Genomic DNA, 14482 nt, shown 5'->3' with positions numbered 1-14482 from the left:
CCCGGATGGTCGTAGACCGAAGCAGTGCAGCTTTCGGCTTTTTGGTTTTGGGTGCGGCGGCGCTGTTGGTGTTGATACCAATCCTCTTCACCCCAGTGGCTTTAGCTGCAGAAGAGGTTGCGCCTCAAGATTCTGCGATATCACCGCCGTCCAGCACCTGACGGGCCAGCACGCGCGTCACCGGGCGGTGCAGGGCGTCCAGGCGGTCGACCACGGCCTCGGCGGCGTCGGCCGAGCGGTCGATGCGGCGGACCAGATAGTCGATCAGTTCATCGGCCGGGGTGATATTCCGGCTGGCGAAGGCGCGGCGCAGCATGGCGGCGAAGACCACGTCGTCGGGCGCCTCTATCCCCACGGTGCGGATGGCGTTCAGGCGCGAACGCAGGTCGGGCAGGTCCGTGGCCCAGGCGCCTGGCGGATCGCGCGACACCAGCAGCAGGGCGCCGCCGCCCGACTGGGTCAGGTTGATCAGGTGGAACAGGCTCTCGTCGTCCGCGTCCTGGGCCCGGTCCAGCAGGACGGGGCGGCCCTCAAGCTCCAGCGGATCGACCAGGGCGGCCTCGGCGCCGTGCAGGGCGATGGCGCCGGTGCGCTCGACCCAGGCGGCGGCCAAGTGGCTCTTGCCGCAACCTGCCGGGCCGAACAGGGCCAGGATGGCGCCGGGCGTTTCCGGCCAGGCGGCCAGGGCGGCCACGCCCGCCGCGTTCGCTTCCGAGATCGCCAGGTCGGAGGCGCGTTGCGGCGTCTCCTGCTGCAGCGGCAGGCGCAGTTGACGGATTTCGGCGGCCGAGGCGTTCATGATGACCGGACCCTAGCCGGGCCGGGACGCGGGCGTCTCTGTTGATAGGGCGGGATCACGGGGACAACCTGCGCGCCGCTGTGGATGGCGCATCCTGTTCGATTCAGGCGTCAGCCTTGACTTTCGGGGGCGATGATGGGCCTTTCCCCGCTCCTAATTCACGCTGTTCGACAGCCGTTTTCAGACGAAATCCGATCATGCACGCCTATCGCACCCACACCTGCGGCGCCCTCCGTTCGACGGATGCCGGCGCGAATGTTCGTCTGTCGGGCTGGATTCACCGCAAGCGCGACCACGGCGGCCTGCTGTTCATCGACCTGCGCGACCACTACGGCCTGACTCAGCTGGTCCTGCACCCCGAAACGCCGGGCTTCGAGGTGGTCGAGCGCCTGCGCGCCGAGAGCGTGATCAAGGTCGACGGCGAAGTCGTCCTGCGCGAAGGCTCGACCGTCAACGCCAACCTGCCGACCGGCGAGGTCGAGGTGCGCGTCCTGTCGGTGGAGGTGCTGTCGGAAGCCGCCGAACTGCCGATGCCGGTCTTCGGCGAGCAGGAGTACCCGGAAGAGATTCGCCTGAGCAACCGCTTCCTCGACCTGCGTCGCGAGCGTCTGCACAAGAACATCGTCCTGCGTTCGCGCGTGATCCAGTCGATCCGCACCCGCATGGTGGCGCAGGGCTTCCTCGAGTATCAGACGCCGATCCTGACGGCCTCGTCGCCGGAAGGCGCGCGCGACTTCCTGGTGCCGAGCCGGATGCACCCGGGCAAGTTCTACGCCCTGCCGCAGGCCCCGCAACAGTTCAAGCAGCTGCTGATGGTCTCGGGCTTCGACCGCTACTTCCAGATCGCGCCCTGCTTCCGCGATGAAGACCTGCGCGCCGACCGTTCGCTGGAGTTCTACCAGCTCGACGTGGAAATGAGCTTCGTGACCCAGGAAGACGTCTTCCAGGCGATCGAGCCGCTGATGCACGGCCTGTTCACCGAGTTCGGCGAAGGCAAGCCGGTGTCGCCGATCGACGGGACGCACGTCTTCACCAACGACTTCGGCCAGACGATGGAGCACAAGGGCTTCGAGCGTCTGACGTTCGAACAGTCGATGAAGTGGTACGGCTCGGACAAGCCGGACCTGCGCAACCCGATCAAGATGCAGGATGTGTCGGACCACTTCCGCGACGGCGGCTTCGGCCTGTTCGCCAAGATCCTGGGCGCGGACGAGAAGAACGCCGTCTGGGCCATCCCGGCGCCGACGGGCGGGTCGCGCGCCTTCTGCGACCGCATGAACTCCTGGGCGCAGGGCGAGGGCCAGCCGGGCCTGGGCTACATCTTCTGGTCGGACGATCAGCAGTCGTGGGGCGGCCCCATCGCCAAGAACCTGGGTCAGGAGCCGACGCAGGCCCTGATGACCTCGCTGGGTCTGGGCAAGGGCGACGCCGCCTTCTTCACCGCCGGTCTGCCGTCGGTTTTCGCCAAGTTCGCCGGTCTGGCCCGCACCCGCGTCGGCACGGAGCTGAAGCTGGTCGACGAGGACCAGTTCAAGTTCTGCTGGATCGTCGACTTCCCCATGTTCGAATGGTCGGAAGAAGAGAAGAAGGTCGACTTCAGCCACAACCCCTTCTCGATGCCGCAGGGCGGCATGGAGGCGCTGGAGACGCAGGATCCGCTGACCATCCGCGCCTATCAGTACGACATCGTCTGCAACGGCTATGAGCTGTGCTCGGGCGCGATCCGGAACCACAAGGCTGAGATCATGCTGAAGGCCTTCGAGATCGCCGGCTATGACGCCTCGGTGGTCGAAGAGCAGTTCGGCGGCATGTTGAACGCCTTCCGTTACGGCGCGCCGCCGCACGGCGGTCTGGCGCCGGGCATCGACCGCATCGTCATGCTGCTGGCGGGCGAACAGGCCATCCGCGAGGTCATCGCCTTCCCGCTGAACCAGCAGGGCCAGGACCTGCTGATGAGCGCCCCGGCCGAGGTCGAGGAGCGTCAGCTGAAGGAGCTGTCGATCCGCACCCAGCTGCCGATCAAGGTCTGATCGGAGCCATAGGGCTGAATTGGAAAAGGGAGGGGGCGACCCCTCCCTTTTTTGCGTCCGGTCCTCAGTTGCCCGAGGTGATGACCAGGTTGCGCTGGCGCGGCGGAATCGGGGGGACGGGCGGCGTCGGCGGTGCGGGCGGGGTACGGATGACGCGGACGCCGCCGCGGCAGTTGCGGGCCGTCAGGCCGCCCGGCAGGCGGGTCGAGGCGTCGCCGCAGGCCTCTTCGACCTGATCGGCCGTCAGGCCGCGTGCGCGGGAGAGGTCCAGTCCGCGAATGTCAGTGCGGCGCAGGGAGGCGTCGCGGAAGTCGGTGCGATTGAAGCTGCCGCCGGACAGGCGCGCGTTGTCCAGGTCCGCGTTGCGGAAGGAGGCGTTGTCGAAATTGCCGCCTGACAGGTTGGAGGCCTTGACGTCGGCGCTCGTGAAGTCTGCGCCGCTGGCGTTCACATTGGCCAGGGTGGCGCCGAAGATCTCGGCGTCGTTCAGGCGGGCGCGGACCAGGACGGCGCTGTTCATATTGACGCCCTGAAGCTCGGCGCCGGTCAGATTGGCGCCGGTTAGGTTGGCCCGGATCAGGACCGCGCCGGTGGCCTCTGCGCCCATCAGCTGGGCGCCGCTCATATTGGCGTTGGTGAAGGTGGAGCCGACCATTTCGATGCCGCGCATGTCGGCTCGGCTGAAGTCGGCGCCGACGAAGTTCGAGCCGACCAGTTCGGCGCCGCGCAGATTGGCTCCGACCAGGGTGGCGTAGGCGAAGTTGGCGCCGGTCAACGTCGCGCCGGACAGGTCGCGGCCCGACAACTCGCAACGGGTGCAGCTTCCCCCCAGGGAGACCATGCGCGCGACGTCGCGGTCCTGGGGCCAAGTCGTGTCCACGGCGCCGGCCAGGGCTGGGGCGGCCGTCGTCAGTCCCATAAGGGCTGAGGCGGCGAGGGCCAGACGGCGCAGGGGTGAAATGGAGCGTTTCATCACCCCTCCTGAATGCGCCTTAGTGCGTAAATACCCTACTTAAATCGTGGTAACGAAGGCGACGTTCAACAGGCGGGAATGCGCAGGCCTGAAGGCAAAACCGTGTTCTGATCGCCGCAGGCCTGATTGAGCTGCGCCTGGCTCAGGCCGCGTGCGCGCGACATCTCGGCGCCCGACAGATTGGTGCCGTTCAGCTTGGCTCCGGTGAAGGTCGCGCCTTCCAGATAGGTTCCGACGAAGCTGGCGTTGGTCAGGTCCGCCCCGGTGAAGTTCGAGCTGGACAGCACCGCGCCATAAGCCTCGACGTCGCGCAGGTCCGAGCGGCTGAAGTTGGTGCGGTTCATCACCGACAGGCTGATGTCCGCCTGACGGATGCGCGCGCCCGACAGGTTCAGGCCCGTGCGCTCCAGGCCCGAGAAGTCGCCTTGGAACAGGTTGCAGCCGGGGCAGGAGGCGCCGCGACGCACCTGGCTGATCTGAGAGGCGTTCTGCGCCGAGGCGGGCAGGGCCATCAGCGTCAGGCCGACGGCGGCGAGAAGGGCGATTGCGGGACGGATCATGCGGATGGCTCCAGGCTTTGCGCCTGTTGCAGCAAGAAGCGGGCCGCCGTTTCGGGACAGTGCGTCCCGTTTCAACCTTGAACTTGGGGCGCCGCGCCGCAGGCGCCGCACACCGGCGTCCCGTTCCGGTCCGTCAGCATCAGGTCGCCGCACTCGGGACAGGGGCCGGCCTGCACGGGCGGCGTGGTGCGCGGCGACGGCTCCTTCCGGCCAAAGGGGGCGACGATCAGATTGTCGGGCGCGGCGCCCCGCGCGAAGCCCTTGGAGATGAAGCGGGCGGCGGGCACGGGCTGGGGCGCGTCGGTCGGGGCGCCGTCCATGCCGTCCAGATTGGCGGCCTCGGGCGTGACCTGCGCCAGTTCGCGACGGTCCAGATAGGAGACGCCCAGCTCGCGGAACACATAGTCGAGGATGGAGGTCGCCGAACGAATGGAATCGTTCCCCGTGACCCGCCCGGACGGCTCGAACCGGGTGAAGACGAAGGCGTCCACGAACTCGTCCAGCGGCACGCCGTATTGCAGGCCGATGGAGATGGCGATGGCGAAGTTGTTCATCATCGAGCGGAAGGCGGCGCCTTCCTTGTGCATGTCGATGAAGATCTCGCCCAGTTCGCCGTCTTCGTATTCGCCGGTATGGATATAGACCTTGTGGCCGCCGACCGAGGCTTTCTGGATATAGCCCTTGCGGCGGTCGGGCAGGCGGCGGCGGGTGCGGTCGCGCTCGACCACCTTCTCGACCACGCGCTCGACGGTCTGGGGCGCGGCTTGCGGCAGGGCCTCGGCGCGGCGGGGGGCTTCGACCTCGGGCAGGGTCAGGCGGAAGCTGAGCGGGGCTTCTGCGCGGCGCAGGGCGACAGCGCGGCGATCGTCGCGCGCGCCGTCGGCGATGGCGCGGCTTATCTGCATGGCGTCGGCGCGCCAATCCAACAGGCGGGGGCGAGCGTCGGGCGCGTCGCTGAACGGCTCGATCGTCTGGCGCAGCGCCGCCTCCAGATCGGCGCCCGACGTCGCCAGCAGGACCGTCAGCGATAGCGGCGCCTGATCCCAGTCCGACAGGTCCGGTCGGCCGAAGACATAGGCGGTCGCGGCGTCGATCTCTTCGGCCGTGAAACCCAGGCGGGGCAGCAGGGCGCCCTCGTCCGGCGTCAGTCCCAGCACGTCGCCGATGAAGCCCGCGTCCAGCACCGGCGGAGCGAAGGCGGGCCCGAAGTCTTCGACCAGGGCCAGGGCGCGCTCGATGGCCTCCAACTCCAGATCGGTGAACCCCAGTTCGCGCAGGCGTCCGTGGCTCACGCCCGGCGCCTCGGCCAGGGTGCGGCGGCCGAACAGATGGCGTTCCGCCGCCTCGGCGTCGCCGCCCGCCGCGACGATGGCGGCGGCCAGGGCGGGCCTCAGGCGCCGGGCGATTTCGTCGTCGGCGGTCTGGAACACATCCGTCGCGCCGAACGGCGACAGGCCCAGCCGCAGGTCCAGCTCGGCCTCGTCGACGAACAGGCTGATCACGGCGTTGCGCCGCCCGCTCTGCTTCAGCGGGGCGGCGTCGCGTCCTTGCGCGTGAAGCGCGGCGATGACGTCATCCTTGGCGGTCGCCCATTCAGGGCAGGGCGCCAGTCGGGCCGCCAGATCGCAGGAGGCCTGACACGCCATGTCAGCGACGCGCCGCCCGAGGGCGGACGCCTGCGCGGCAGGGTCGGTCCCGTCCTGGCCGACCGCCCAATCCGCCAGACCGCCGAGGCCCAGGGCGATGGGCCGCGCAGCCTGCGCCTCGGCCTGGCTCGTCCGGCCCAGTTCGATGTCCAGCGCCGTGGTCCACAGGGCGATCAGCGCGTCCAGGGATGCGTCGAAGTCCGCCCCGGCCAGCGCCGCCAGGGCGGGCAGGTTCAGGATCGCTCGCGCGCCCGTCTGGGCGGCGGCCATGGCCTCGGCGTCGGAGGGCGAGAAGACGACCACGACCGGGCCTTCCTGCACGGCCTCGGCCACGGCGGCGGTTCGGGGATCGCCCGACGCGGTGGTGTCGCGCGCCGCCAGAACGGGCAGGGCGGCGGGATGTTCGGCGGCCTCGATCGTGAGATCGGCGGGCTCGCCCTGAATGGCGCGCAGGATGTCGGCGTCGGCGGCGCCGCAGCGGCGCGCCGCCACGGCCGCGCGGGCCAGGGCCGGGTTGGCGGCGGGATCGGCGCAGGCTTCGCGCGGGCCTTCGCAACGGGAGACGGCGTCGGCGACCTCGCCCAGCGCCTTGGCCAGGGCTTCGGTCGCGCGCGAGGACAGGCGACGCCCGCGCCAGGCGGCGGCCTGGGCCGACAGGGCCTGCGTCGCATCCGGTTCGGACAGGTCGATCAGCGGCAGGAAGCCGTTCATCGTCGGCAAGGCGGGGGCGGCGAGGCCCAGCAGCACGGACGCTGCGAGTTCAGCAGCGAATCGCTCGGCCTCGGCCGTCGTAGCCAGGGCGCCGCTTTCACTCCCCTCGGACGCCAGTCGCGCGGCCCAACCGTGGATGGCGTCGTCGAGGGCATGGGGGGGCGACGGCGCCTGGCTTTCAGCCCAGTCCAGCCAGGCTTCGACGCGGACATCGGTCCACCCGGCGGGCGCTGTGACCGGCGTCAGGGCGCGACCGCGCTCGATCTCGCGGGGCTCGAAAGCGAGCGTCGCGGCGAGAGGAGCAAAGTGAGCCTTGAAGCGCATTCCACGTCTCCACGCATGTCGTCTGAACCAGCTTACCGACAGATCTGATGGGCGTTCAACGTATGTTGTGGTTCGTGCGGGGGTTGCCCACAAGATGTTGAGGCGTTTCGCGTGCGCTCCATGCTGGACGTAGGGCGTCGCGGTTTCTATGATCGGCCTGCGCCGCCGGACCTTCCCTGGGCGGTGGATTCGAGTGAGTTCGACGACGTGCTGAGCAAGATCTTCACCTGGTGGAACGGCGCCACGATCGGCACCCTGTTCACCGTCGGCAAACGCGGCCAACTGGTCGGCACGGACGAGTTCGGCAACCGCTATTACGAATCCCGCGACGGCGTCAGCTATGACGGCCGCAAGCGCCGCTGGGTCATCTATGACGGTTACGCCGAGGCGACCAAGGTGCCGCCGGAATGGCAGGGCTGGCTGCGCTACACCTATGACGAGACCCCGGCCGAGCGCCCGCTGCCGCGCCAGGCGTGGGAAAAGGATCACCTGCCGAACCTGACGGGCACGCCGATGGCGCGCCGTCCGCAAGGCTCGCTGGCCGCTTTGGGCCAACGCCCGGCCGCCACCGGCGACTATCAGGCCTGGAGCCCGGAATGACCCTTCGCCATGTCCTGCTGGCCGGGGTGGTCGTCGCGGGACTGGCGATCTCGGGCGCCGGCGTGGCCAGCGCCCTGATGGACCTGCCGCAGGACGCGACGCCGGCTCCGGCCGATCCGATCGGCGACCTGCTGCGCGACACCGGCCGCACGCCGCTGCAGCCCGTCCAGCCGCAGACTCCGCCCGCTAACGGGGGCCAGTCCCCGGCGACGAATCCGGCGGCGCCGACCGCGCCCGCGCAACCGGGCGTCCCGACCGTCGCGGTCCAGGGACAGGAAGTCGCCGTTCAGGAAGAAGTCCCGGAAGACCTGACCGCCGAAGAGGAAGAGGCCGCGCCCGCGCCCGCCGCTCCGACCACGCCGCCGGGCGTGCGTCAGCGCCGTCGCATCGCCGTCATCCAGGCGGTCGACAAGACCACGGCCGAGACCATGCGGTTCGAGGTCGAGGTCGGCGGTCGCCCTGTGCGCTTCGGCAAGACCCTGCTGTTCAAGGCCCGCGCCTGCGAGGTCTCCGCTTCGGATGAAATGACCGAGGACGCCATCGCCTATATGGAGGTCGGGGTTCAGCCGCGCGGCCTGGCGGCGCCGACCGAGGCGCGTCAGGTGTTCAAGGGCTGGATGTTCGCCTCGTCGCCCAGCGTCAGCGGGCTGCAACACCCGATCTACGACGCCTGGGTGGTCGGCTGTAAGGCGTAAGCCACGGCTTCGGCGCCGCTCATCGGCGCCATGAGGGCGGCGTCGTCCGGCGTCGCCTGCAAGGCCCAGGGCAGCATCCGCAGATAAGCTTCCTGCGGCGTCTCCACGGCGCCGAACTGGCTGAGGTGGTCGGTCAGGAACTGCGCGTCCAGCAGGCGCCAGCCGCCCTTTCTCAGCCGTGCGACCAGATGGACCAAGGCGACCTTGGAGGCGTCCGTGGCCCGGCTGAACATGCTCTCGCCGAAGAAGGCGCCGCCCAACGTCACGCCGTACAGGCCGCCGACCAGCGTCTCGTCTCGCCAGCACTCGATGCTGTGGGCGAAGCCGCGCTGATGCAGTTCGACGTAGAGGCGGCGGATCGGAGCGTTGATCCAGGTGTCTTCGCGCCCCGGCGCGGGCGCAGCGCAGGCGTCCAGCACGGCGGCGAAGGCCGTGTTCACCCGCACCTGAAACGGCTCGCCTCGCACGGTGCGGCGCAGGCGTGACGGAATGTGGAAGCGATCCAGCGGTATGACGCCCCGCTGGTCCGGCTCGACCAGGAAGACGCGCGGATCATCATGCGCCTCGGCCATGGGGAAGACCCCCCGCGCGTAGCAGGCGAGCAGCGCTTCCGGTCCGAAGACGTCGGAAGGGCCGCTCGCGCTGAAGCCCGGCTCGTCCAAGAGAGGCGCCTTAGGCCTTGGCCTTTTGCGCCGCCGCCCATTTCTCCAGCCAGTGGATGTCGTAGTCGCCCGACAGGATGTCCGGCTCCTGCAACAGCTTCTGGAACAGGGGGATGGTGGTGTCGACGCCGCTGATGACCGTCTCGCCCAACGAACGCTTCAGACGGGCCAGCGCCTCTTCGCGATCGCGGCCGTGGACGATCAGCTTGCCGATCAGGCTGTCGTAATAGGGCGGGATCGAATAGCCGGCGTAGATGGCGCTATCCAGACGCACGCCCAGACCGCCCGGGGCGTGGAACTCGGTGATCGTGCCCGGCGACGGGGTGAAGGTCTCCGAGTTCTCGGCGTTGATCCGCACCTCGATGGCGTGGCCCTTGAACTCGATGTCGTCCTGCGTGAACGACAGCGGCAGGCCCGCGGCGATGCGGATCTGTTCGCGCACCAGATCGACGCCCGTGATCATCTCCGTGACCGGGTGTTCGACCTGCAGGCGGGTGTTCATCTCGATGAAGAAGAACTCGCCGTCCTCCCACAGGAACTCGATGGTCCCGGCGCCCAGGTAGCCGATGGCGGCGATGGCCTTGTTGACCGTCTCGCCGATCCTCGCGCGGCCCTCGGCCGACAGGGCGGGCGAGGGGGCCTCTTCCAGCACCTTCTGGTGACGGCGTTGCAGCGAGCAGTCGCGTTCGCCCAGGTGGACGACGTTGCCATGGCTGTCGGCGATGACCTGGATCTCGATGTGGCGCGGCTTCTGGAGGTAGCGCTCCATGTAGACGGCGCCGTTGCCGAAGGCGGCCAGGGCCTCGGATTGGGCGGTCTGCACGGCCTCGACTAGGTCGTCGGCCGTCATCGCCACCTTCATGCCGCGCCCGCCGCCGCCGGCGGCCGCCTTGACGATCAGGGGGAAGCCGATGGTCTTGGACGCCTCGATGGCCTGTTCGACCGTCTCGACTTCGCCGTCAGAGCCGGGAACGACGGGGATGCCTGCGTCCTTGACGGTCTGCTTGGCGGTGATCTTGTCGCCCATGACCCGGATATGCTCGGGCTTGGGGCCGATGAAGGCTAGGCCGTGGGCCTCGACGATCTCGGCGAAGCGGGCGTTCTCCGACAGGAAGCCGTAGCCGGGGTGGATCGCCTGGGCGCCGGTGATTTCCGCCGCCGCGATGATCGAGGGGATGTTCAGATAGGACTTGGCCGCCGGCGCGGGGCCGATGCAGACGCTCTCGTCGGCCAGGCGCACCCACATGGCGCCGCGGTCGGCTTCGGAATGCACGGCGACGGTGGAGATGCCCATCTCCTTGCACGCGCGGTGGATGCGAAGCGCGATCTCGCCGCGGTTGGCGATCAAAACCTTGGTGAACATGGGGCTCAGGCTTCCAGCACGACCAGGGCTTCGCCGAACTCGACCGGCTGGGCGTCGCCCACCAGGATTTCAGCCACGACGCCGTCGCGCGGCGACTGGATCGGGTTCATGGTCTTCATGGCTTCGACGATGACCAGGGTCTGGCCCTTCTTCACCTTGTCGCCGACCTTGATGAAGGGATCGGCGCCCGGCGCGGGCTGCAGATAGGCGGTGCCGACCATCGGCGACTTCACCTCTTCGCCGGCGCGGGCGACGATGGTGGCCGGGTCCGACGGCATGGAGAGCGGCGCTGCGGCGGCCGGCGCGGCGTGGGCGACCGGGGCCGGGGCGGCGGCGTACTGGATCGGGGCGGCGGCGACGGTGACTTCGCGCTTCACCTTGATCTTCAGATCGCCGCGCTCGACCTCGATCTCTGTCAGGTCGGTGTCGTTCAGGATGTCGGCCAGGCTGCGGACCAGGTCGGCGTCGATGTTCTTGTTCTTGTCGTCGGACATGAGGGTCTCTTCTACTTGATCTTAGACGGCGCGTGGCGGTCAGCCCTTGGCCCCGGCGCGGCGCGCCAGGTCCAGAGCGGCCCGGACGGCCAATTCATAGCTGCGGGGGCCGAAGCCGGCGATCACGCCGGTCGCGGCCAGGGACACATAGGAGTGATGCCGAAACGCCTCGCGTGCGGCGGGGTTCGACAGGTGGCACTCGACCACGGGGATGCTCAGCGTCTTCAGCGCGTCCAGCAGGGCCACAGAGGTGTGGGTGAAGGCGGCCGGATTGATGACCAGGGCGTCGGCCTCGGCTCTAGCCTCCTGAATCCAGTCGACCAACTGGCCTTCATGGTTCGACTGGCGGAAAACGACGCGCGCGCCCTCGGCCGCCGCCTCGCACATGGCCTGAACGTCGGCCAGCGTCTCGCGGCCATAGATATCCGGCTCCCGAACCCCCAGTAGGTTCAGGTTCGGCCCGTTCAGGACATACAGGGTGAGAGTTTCGGGCATTCGCTCGCAAAACAGGCGCGCCGCCGCGCGGAATCGAGCGCGCGTTGTAGCCTAGGTGGCGCGCGGCGCAAAGCGGGCGGGGAAAAAGGGTGACGTAGGGGGAGGATGATGCAGGGCATGATGCACAGGGCGCTGCCGGACAAGGGGGATGGGGCTCCGCTGAAGGAGTGGCTACGGGCCGCGAATGTAGTGCTCTCGCGAGCGTGGATTGAACTCATTGGTCAAAATGGGATGGGCCTTTTTTTACGAACCAGCTTGAACTTCTTCGCGATGGCGTCATCGAACTCACACGCAGTCCTCACCATGTTGGCTGTGATTGTAGTGTATAGCGTCCAGTCTGTATGGTGCCTATTGCCAGCGATAAAGGTTTCGCCTCTCCGGTCTCTCACGCGATCAAGAAAGATGGCATTCACAATGCCGCCATTGTGCACGTTGATATTTCTAACTTCGATTGCAAGCTTGACCCATGCTTCGCGATCAGAATTTGAAAAAAGACGAATTCCAAGGTGTTTGTCTATGTAGTCAGAAATGTCGGAAATGCTGCCATAACTCAATTTATTTATGCGTCGTTCAACCAAAATCTCGATCACGTCTTTCATGCTGCTGAGTCCAATTATGTTGCGTACCGGAACTGTATCTTCGGAAGACAGCAGACGTGGTTCTTTGATTATGCATGTTTGTATTGCTTCCGAGAGGTAACGATTGAAAGCATTTACAGTGTTGTTGACCAAATTTTCAGAATGTACGCGACGGTACTGAGCAAGTTTTTTTGCAACTATATTCGGCCTGCTAATAGTTTCCTCGTAGGAGGCACGTTTGGGGTCGTCTTTGTCGACGAGCTGCATCAATGCCTTGGCTGCTTCGGTCCGCGTTTTGTCAGCGCGAGAAGCCAATTCAGTCGTGAAAAAGAAGGCGGCAGCCACCTCCAACTGGGAATTTATGAACGTGTTTAGTGCGGGGGTTCCCCGCTTTACATGTGACGGCATCACCAATCGGTCATCTGCGGTCAATTTTGTCTCTGACATACTTCCCCCTAAGAGACGCGCCGCGATTCCTTCTCGGCATTCAATAACGATGGAATGCCACTGCAGCGTCCGCAATGGGGTGCTTACGCCGTGGATTTGATGTCGCACGCCTGAGTCCCCATTATCTGACTTTCTCGAAGGCTCAGCCTCTCCACCCTACACTCTTGGAGCGAACAGTTTGCGTATCGAAGTCAACGGCGAGGCGCGGGACACCGCCGCCACGACCATTCTGGGACTGGTTCAGGAACTGTCGCTGGATCCGAAGAAGGTGGCGGTCGAGCGTAATCTGGAGATCGTGCCGCGCTCGCTGCACGGCGAGACGGCGCTGGCCGAGGGCGACAAGATCGAACTGGTGCAGTTCGTCGGCGGGGGCTGAGCAGTAGAAGCGTGGGGCCGATCAAATCCCGCAACGCCGCTTCCCCCCGGCGGCGGGCGGCGCTAGGTCAGGGGCATGACTGACACCGCCCCCCGCACCGACAGCTGGACCGTCGCCGGCCGCACCTTCAACTCGCGCCTGATCGTGGGCACCGGCAAGTATCGCGACTACGCCCAGAACGCGGCGGCGGCCAAGGCTTCGGGCGCCGAGATGGTCACCGTGGCCGTGCGCCGGGTGAACCTGACCGATCCGAACCAGCCGGTGCTGACGGACTTCATCGACCCGAAGAAATATACCTATCTGCCCAATACGGCGGGCTGCTTCACCGGCGAGGACGCGGTGCGGACCCTGCGTCTGGCGCGCGAGGCGGGCGGCTGGACCCTGGTCAAGCTGGAGGTTCTGGCGGACCCCAAGACCCTGTTCCCCGACATGGAGGAGACCCTGCGGTCGCTGAAGCTGCTGACCGCCGAGGGCTTTGAGGTCATGGTCTATTGCACCGACGACCCCGTCTATGCGCGCAAGCTGGAGGACGCGGGCGCCGTGGCCATCATGCCGCTGGGCGCGCCGATCGGCTCGGGGCTGGGGGTGCAAAACCCGATCAACATCCGTCTGATCGTCGAGCAGTCCAAGGTGCCGGTGCTGGTCGACGCAGGCGTCGGCACGGCCTCGGACGCGGCCATCGCCATGGAACTGGGCTGCGACGGCGTGCTGATGAACACCGCCATCGCCGAGGCGCGCGATCCCCTGCTGATGGCCAGCGCCATGAAGCACGCGGTCATCGCAGGGCGTGAATCCTACCTGGCCGGGCGGATGAAGAAGCGGTTCTACGCCGACCCGTCCTCGCCGTTGGCGGGGCTGATCTGAGAAGGCTCAGGGGCTGACCGGAAGGTCAGCCCTTTTTCTTGGCCGCTTCGATCAGGGCGCCGACCTCGCGCGGGTCGATACCGGGGCTGGCGACGCCGTTGATGAAGAAGGTCGGCGTGCCCTGCAGGCCGAGCGCAGCGGCGGCGGCATGAATGTCGGTGACGTGGCGCGTCATCTCGGGGGCCGAGATGGCGGCGTTGGCCTTGGCCATGTCGACGCCGTTGTCGGCCAGGATGCGGTCGATGGAGGCGCGGTCCAGCGCCCGTTCCGCCATCAGAGAGTCATAGACGGCCAGATACTTGCCTTGTTGATGCGCGGCCAGGGCGGCGCGGGCGGCGTATTGCGAGGAGACGTCCTCGCCCCGGTCCAGAATCGGCCAGTCCTTGAAGACGAAGCGCACGTCCGGATGGGCGGCCATCAGGGCGCGATACTCCGGCGCCACGGCCTTGCAGCCGGGGCAGCGGAAGTCGAAGAATTCGATCACCGTCACCTTGGCGTTGGCCGGGCCGAAGGCGGGATCGCGCGCATCGACGGCCAGCAGGGCCGGGTTGGCGGCGGCGGCGGCGTTGATGGTCTGGACGCGCGATTGGGATTCCATCGTCTCGCGCGCGGCCAGGACTTCGTCCAGCACCTGAGGGTTGCTGATCAGATAGTCGCGCACCTTGCCGCCGAAACCGCCGCTCAGATAGGGCGCGGCCGACAGCGCCAGGGCGACCGCCGACATGGCCACGGCGGCGCCGCCCAAAACGGTTCCCGACAGGGCGAAGCGGCCCTTGGCGGCGGGCGGCGTCACGGCGGGTTGGTCGGTTTCAGGGCCGGGTTCGCGGGCGTCGTCGGTCATCAAGGTCTCGTCAGGCGCAAAAAG

15 protein-coding genes are annotated in these 14482 nt (G+C 67.4%); 5 read left to right on the top strand and 10 right to left on the bottom strand.

Features of this window, described 5'->3' with window-relative positions; genetic code table 11:
* Positions 1 to 124 precede the first annotated feature (124 nt).
* Entirely contained in the window at positions 125 to 799 is a 675-nt protein-coding gene (locus BJP32_RS02580) for a DnaA ATPase domain-containing protein (RefSeq protein WP_083673848.1), read from the bottom strand.
* Between the two features lie 197 nt (positions 800 to 996).
* On the opposite strand from BJP32_RS02580, the gene aspS reads away from it, so the two are divergent.
* Positions 997 to 2829: an aspartate--tRNA ligase gene (gene aspS / locus BJP32_RS02575; RefSeq protein ID WP_076222726.1), complete on the top strand. Its 1833-nt coding sequence runs from the start codon at positions 997 to 999 to the stop codon at positions 2827 to 2829.
* Between the two features lie 64 nt (positions 2830 to 2893).
* Here aspS and BJP32_RS02570 read toward each other — a convergent pair whose 3' ends face one another.
* The 3 genes from BJP32_RS02570 to BJP32_RS02560 all read right to left on the bottom strand — a co-directional run bounded on the left by BJP32_RS02570 (position 2894) and on the right by BJP32_RS02560 (position 7043).
* Positions 2894 to 3802: a pentapeptide repeat-containing protein gene (locus BJP32_RS02570; protein ID WP_076222724.1), complete on the bottom strand. Its 909-nt coding sequence runs from the start codon at positions 3800 to 3802 to the stop codon at positions 2894 to 2896.
* 65 nt (positions 3803 to 3867) lie between these two features.
* The gene (locus BJP32_RS02565; protein WP_076222722.1) at positions 3868 to 4362 is read right to left on the bottom strand and encodes a pentapeptide repeat-containing protein; all 495 of its coding nucleotides are present in this window, start codon (positions 4360 to 4362) and stop codon (positions 3868 to 3870) included.
* Positions 4363 to 4433: 71 nt separating this feature from the next.
* On the bottom strand, positions 4434 to 7043 hold the full coding sequence (locus tag BJP32_RS02560) for a hypothetical protein (protein ID WP_076222721.1): 2610 nt from the start codon (positions 7041 to 7043) through the stop codon (positions 4434 to 4436).
* Between the two features lie 207 nt (positions 7044 to 7250).
* Here BJP32_RS02560 and BJP32_RS02555 point away from each other — a divergent pair, with 207 nt between their 5' ends.
* Both BJP32_RS02555 and BJP32_RS02550 read left to right on the top strand, forming a co-directional pair.
* A complete protein-coding gene (locus BJP32_RS02555; protein ID WP_076222814.1) occupies positions 7251 to 7643 on the top strand; it encodes an NADH:ubiquinone oxidoreductase subunit NDUFA12 in 393 nt (130 codons plus the stop codon).
* Positions 7640 to 8338 carry a DUF2155 domain-containing protein gene (locus tag BJP32_RS02550; protein WP_076222719.1) on the top strand — a complete coding sequence of 233 codons (699 nt, stop codon included), beginning with the start codon at positions 7640 to 7642 and terminating at the stop codon, positions 8336 to 8338. The genes BJP32_RS02555 and BJP32_RS02550 overlap by 4 nt, the downstream gene beginning before the upstream one ends.
* Here BJP32_RS02550 and aat read toward each other — a convergent pair.
* From aat to BJP32_RS17025, 5 genes are all read right to left on the bottom strand, one after another.
* Complete coding sequence (aat, locus tag BJP32_RS02545; RefSeq protein WP_076222717.1) at positions 8305 to 9000, bottom strand: leucyl/phenylalanyl-tRNA--protein transferase; 696 nt, start codon at positions 8998 to 9000, stop codon at positions 8305 to 8307. The two genes, BJP32_RS02550 and aat, sit on opposite strands and share 34 nt — an antisense overlap.
* Positions 9001 to 9010: 10 nt before the next feature.
* Complete coding sequence (gene accC, locus BJP32_RS02540) at positions 9011 to 10363, bottom strand: acetyl-CoA carboxylase biotin carboxylase subunit (protein ID WP_076222715.1); 1353 nt, start codon at positions 10361 to 10363, stop codon at positions 9011 to 9013.
* A gap of 5 nt (positions 10364 to 10368) precedes the next feature.
* A complete protein-coding gene (gene accB / locus BJP32_RS02535) occupies positions 10369 to 10857 on the bottom strand; it encodes an acetyl-CoA carboxylase biotin carboxyl carrier protein (protein ID WP_003165401.1) in 489 nt (162 codons plus the stop codon).
* A gap of 39 nt (positions 10858 to 10896) precedes the next feature.
* Positions 10897 to 11352 carry a type II 3-dehydroquinate dehydratase gene (gene aroQ / locus BJP32_RS02530; RefSeq protein ID WP_076222713.1) on the bottom strand — a complete coding sequence of 152 codons (456 nt, stop codon included), beginning with the start codon at positions 11350 to 11352 and terminating at the stop codon, positions 10897 to 10899.
* Between the two features lie 221 nt (positions 11353 to 11573).
* Positions 11574 to 12362, bottom strand: coding sequence for a hypothetical protein (locus BJP32_RS17025; RefSeq protein WP_143255401.1), 789 nt, complete (start codon positions 12360 to 12362; stop codon positions 11574 to 11576).
* A 193-nt stretch (positions 12363 to 12555) separates the two neighbouring features.
* Between BJP32_RS17025 and thiS the strand changes: the two genes are divergently transcribed.
* Together thiS and BJP32_RS02520 are read left to right on the top strand one after the other, a co-directional pair.
* Entirely contained in the window at positions 12556 to 12753 is a 198-nt protein-coding gene (gene thiS / locus BJP32_RS17470) for a sulfur carrier protein ThiS (protein WP_003165397.1), read from the top strand.
* 75 nt (positions 12754 to 12828) lie between these two features.
* Positions 12829 to 13617: a thiazole synthase gene (locus BJP32_RS02520; protein WP_076222711.1), complete on the top strand. Its 789-nt coding sequence runs from the start codon at positions 12829 to 12831 to the stop codon at positions 13615 to 13617.
* 25 nt (positions 13618 to 13642) lie between these two features.
* On the opposite strand, the gene BJP32_RS02515 is transcribed toward BJP32_RS02520, so the two are convergent.
* Complete coding sequence (locus BJP32_RS02515) at positions 13643 to 14458, bottom strand: thioredoxin domain-containing protein (RefSeq protein ID WP_076222813.1); 816 nt, start codon at positions 14456 to 14458, stop codon at positions 13643 to 13645.
* Positions 14459 to 14482: the final 24 nt, after the last annotated feature.

Origin of the sequence: Brevundimonas sp. ZS04 (assembly GCF_001956865.1) — a bacterium.
GTDB lineage: Bacteria > Pseudomonadota > Alphaproteobacteria > Caulobacterales > Caulobacteraceae > Brevundimonas > Brevundimonas diminuta.
This window is presented reverse-complemented; position numbering and strand designations above follow the sequence as displayed.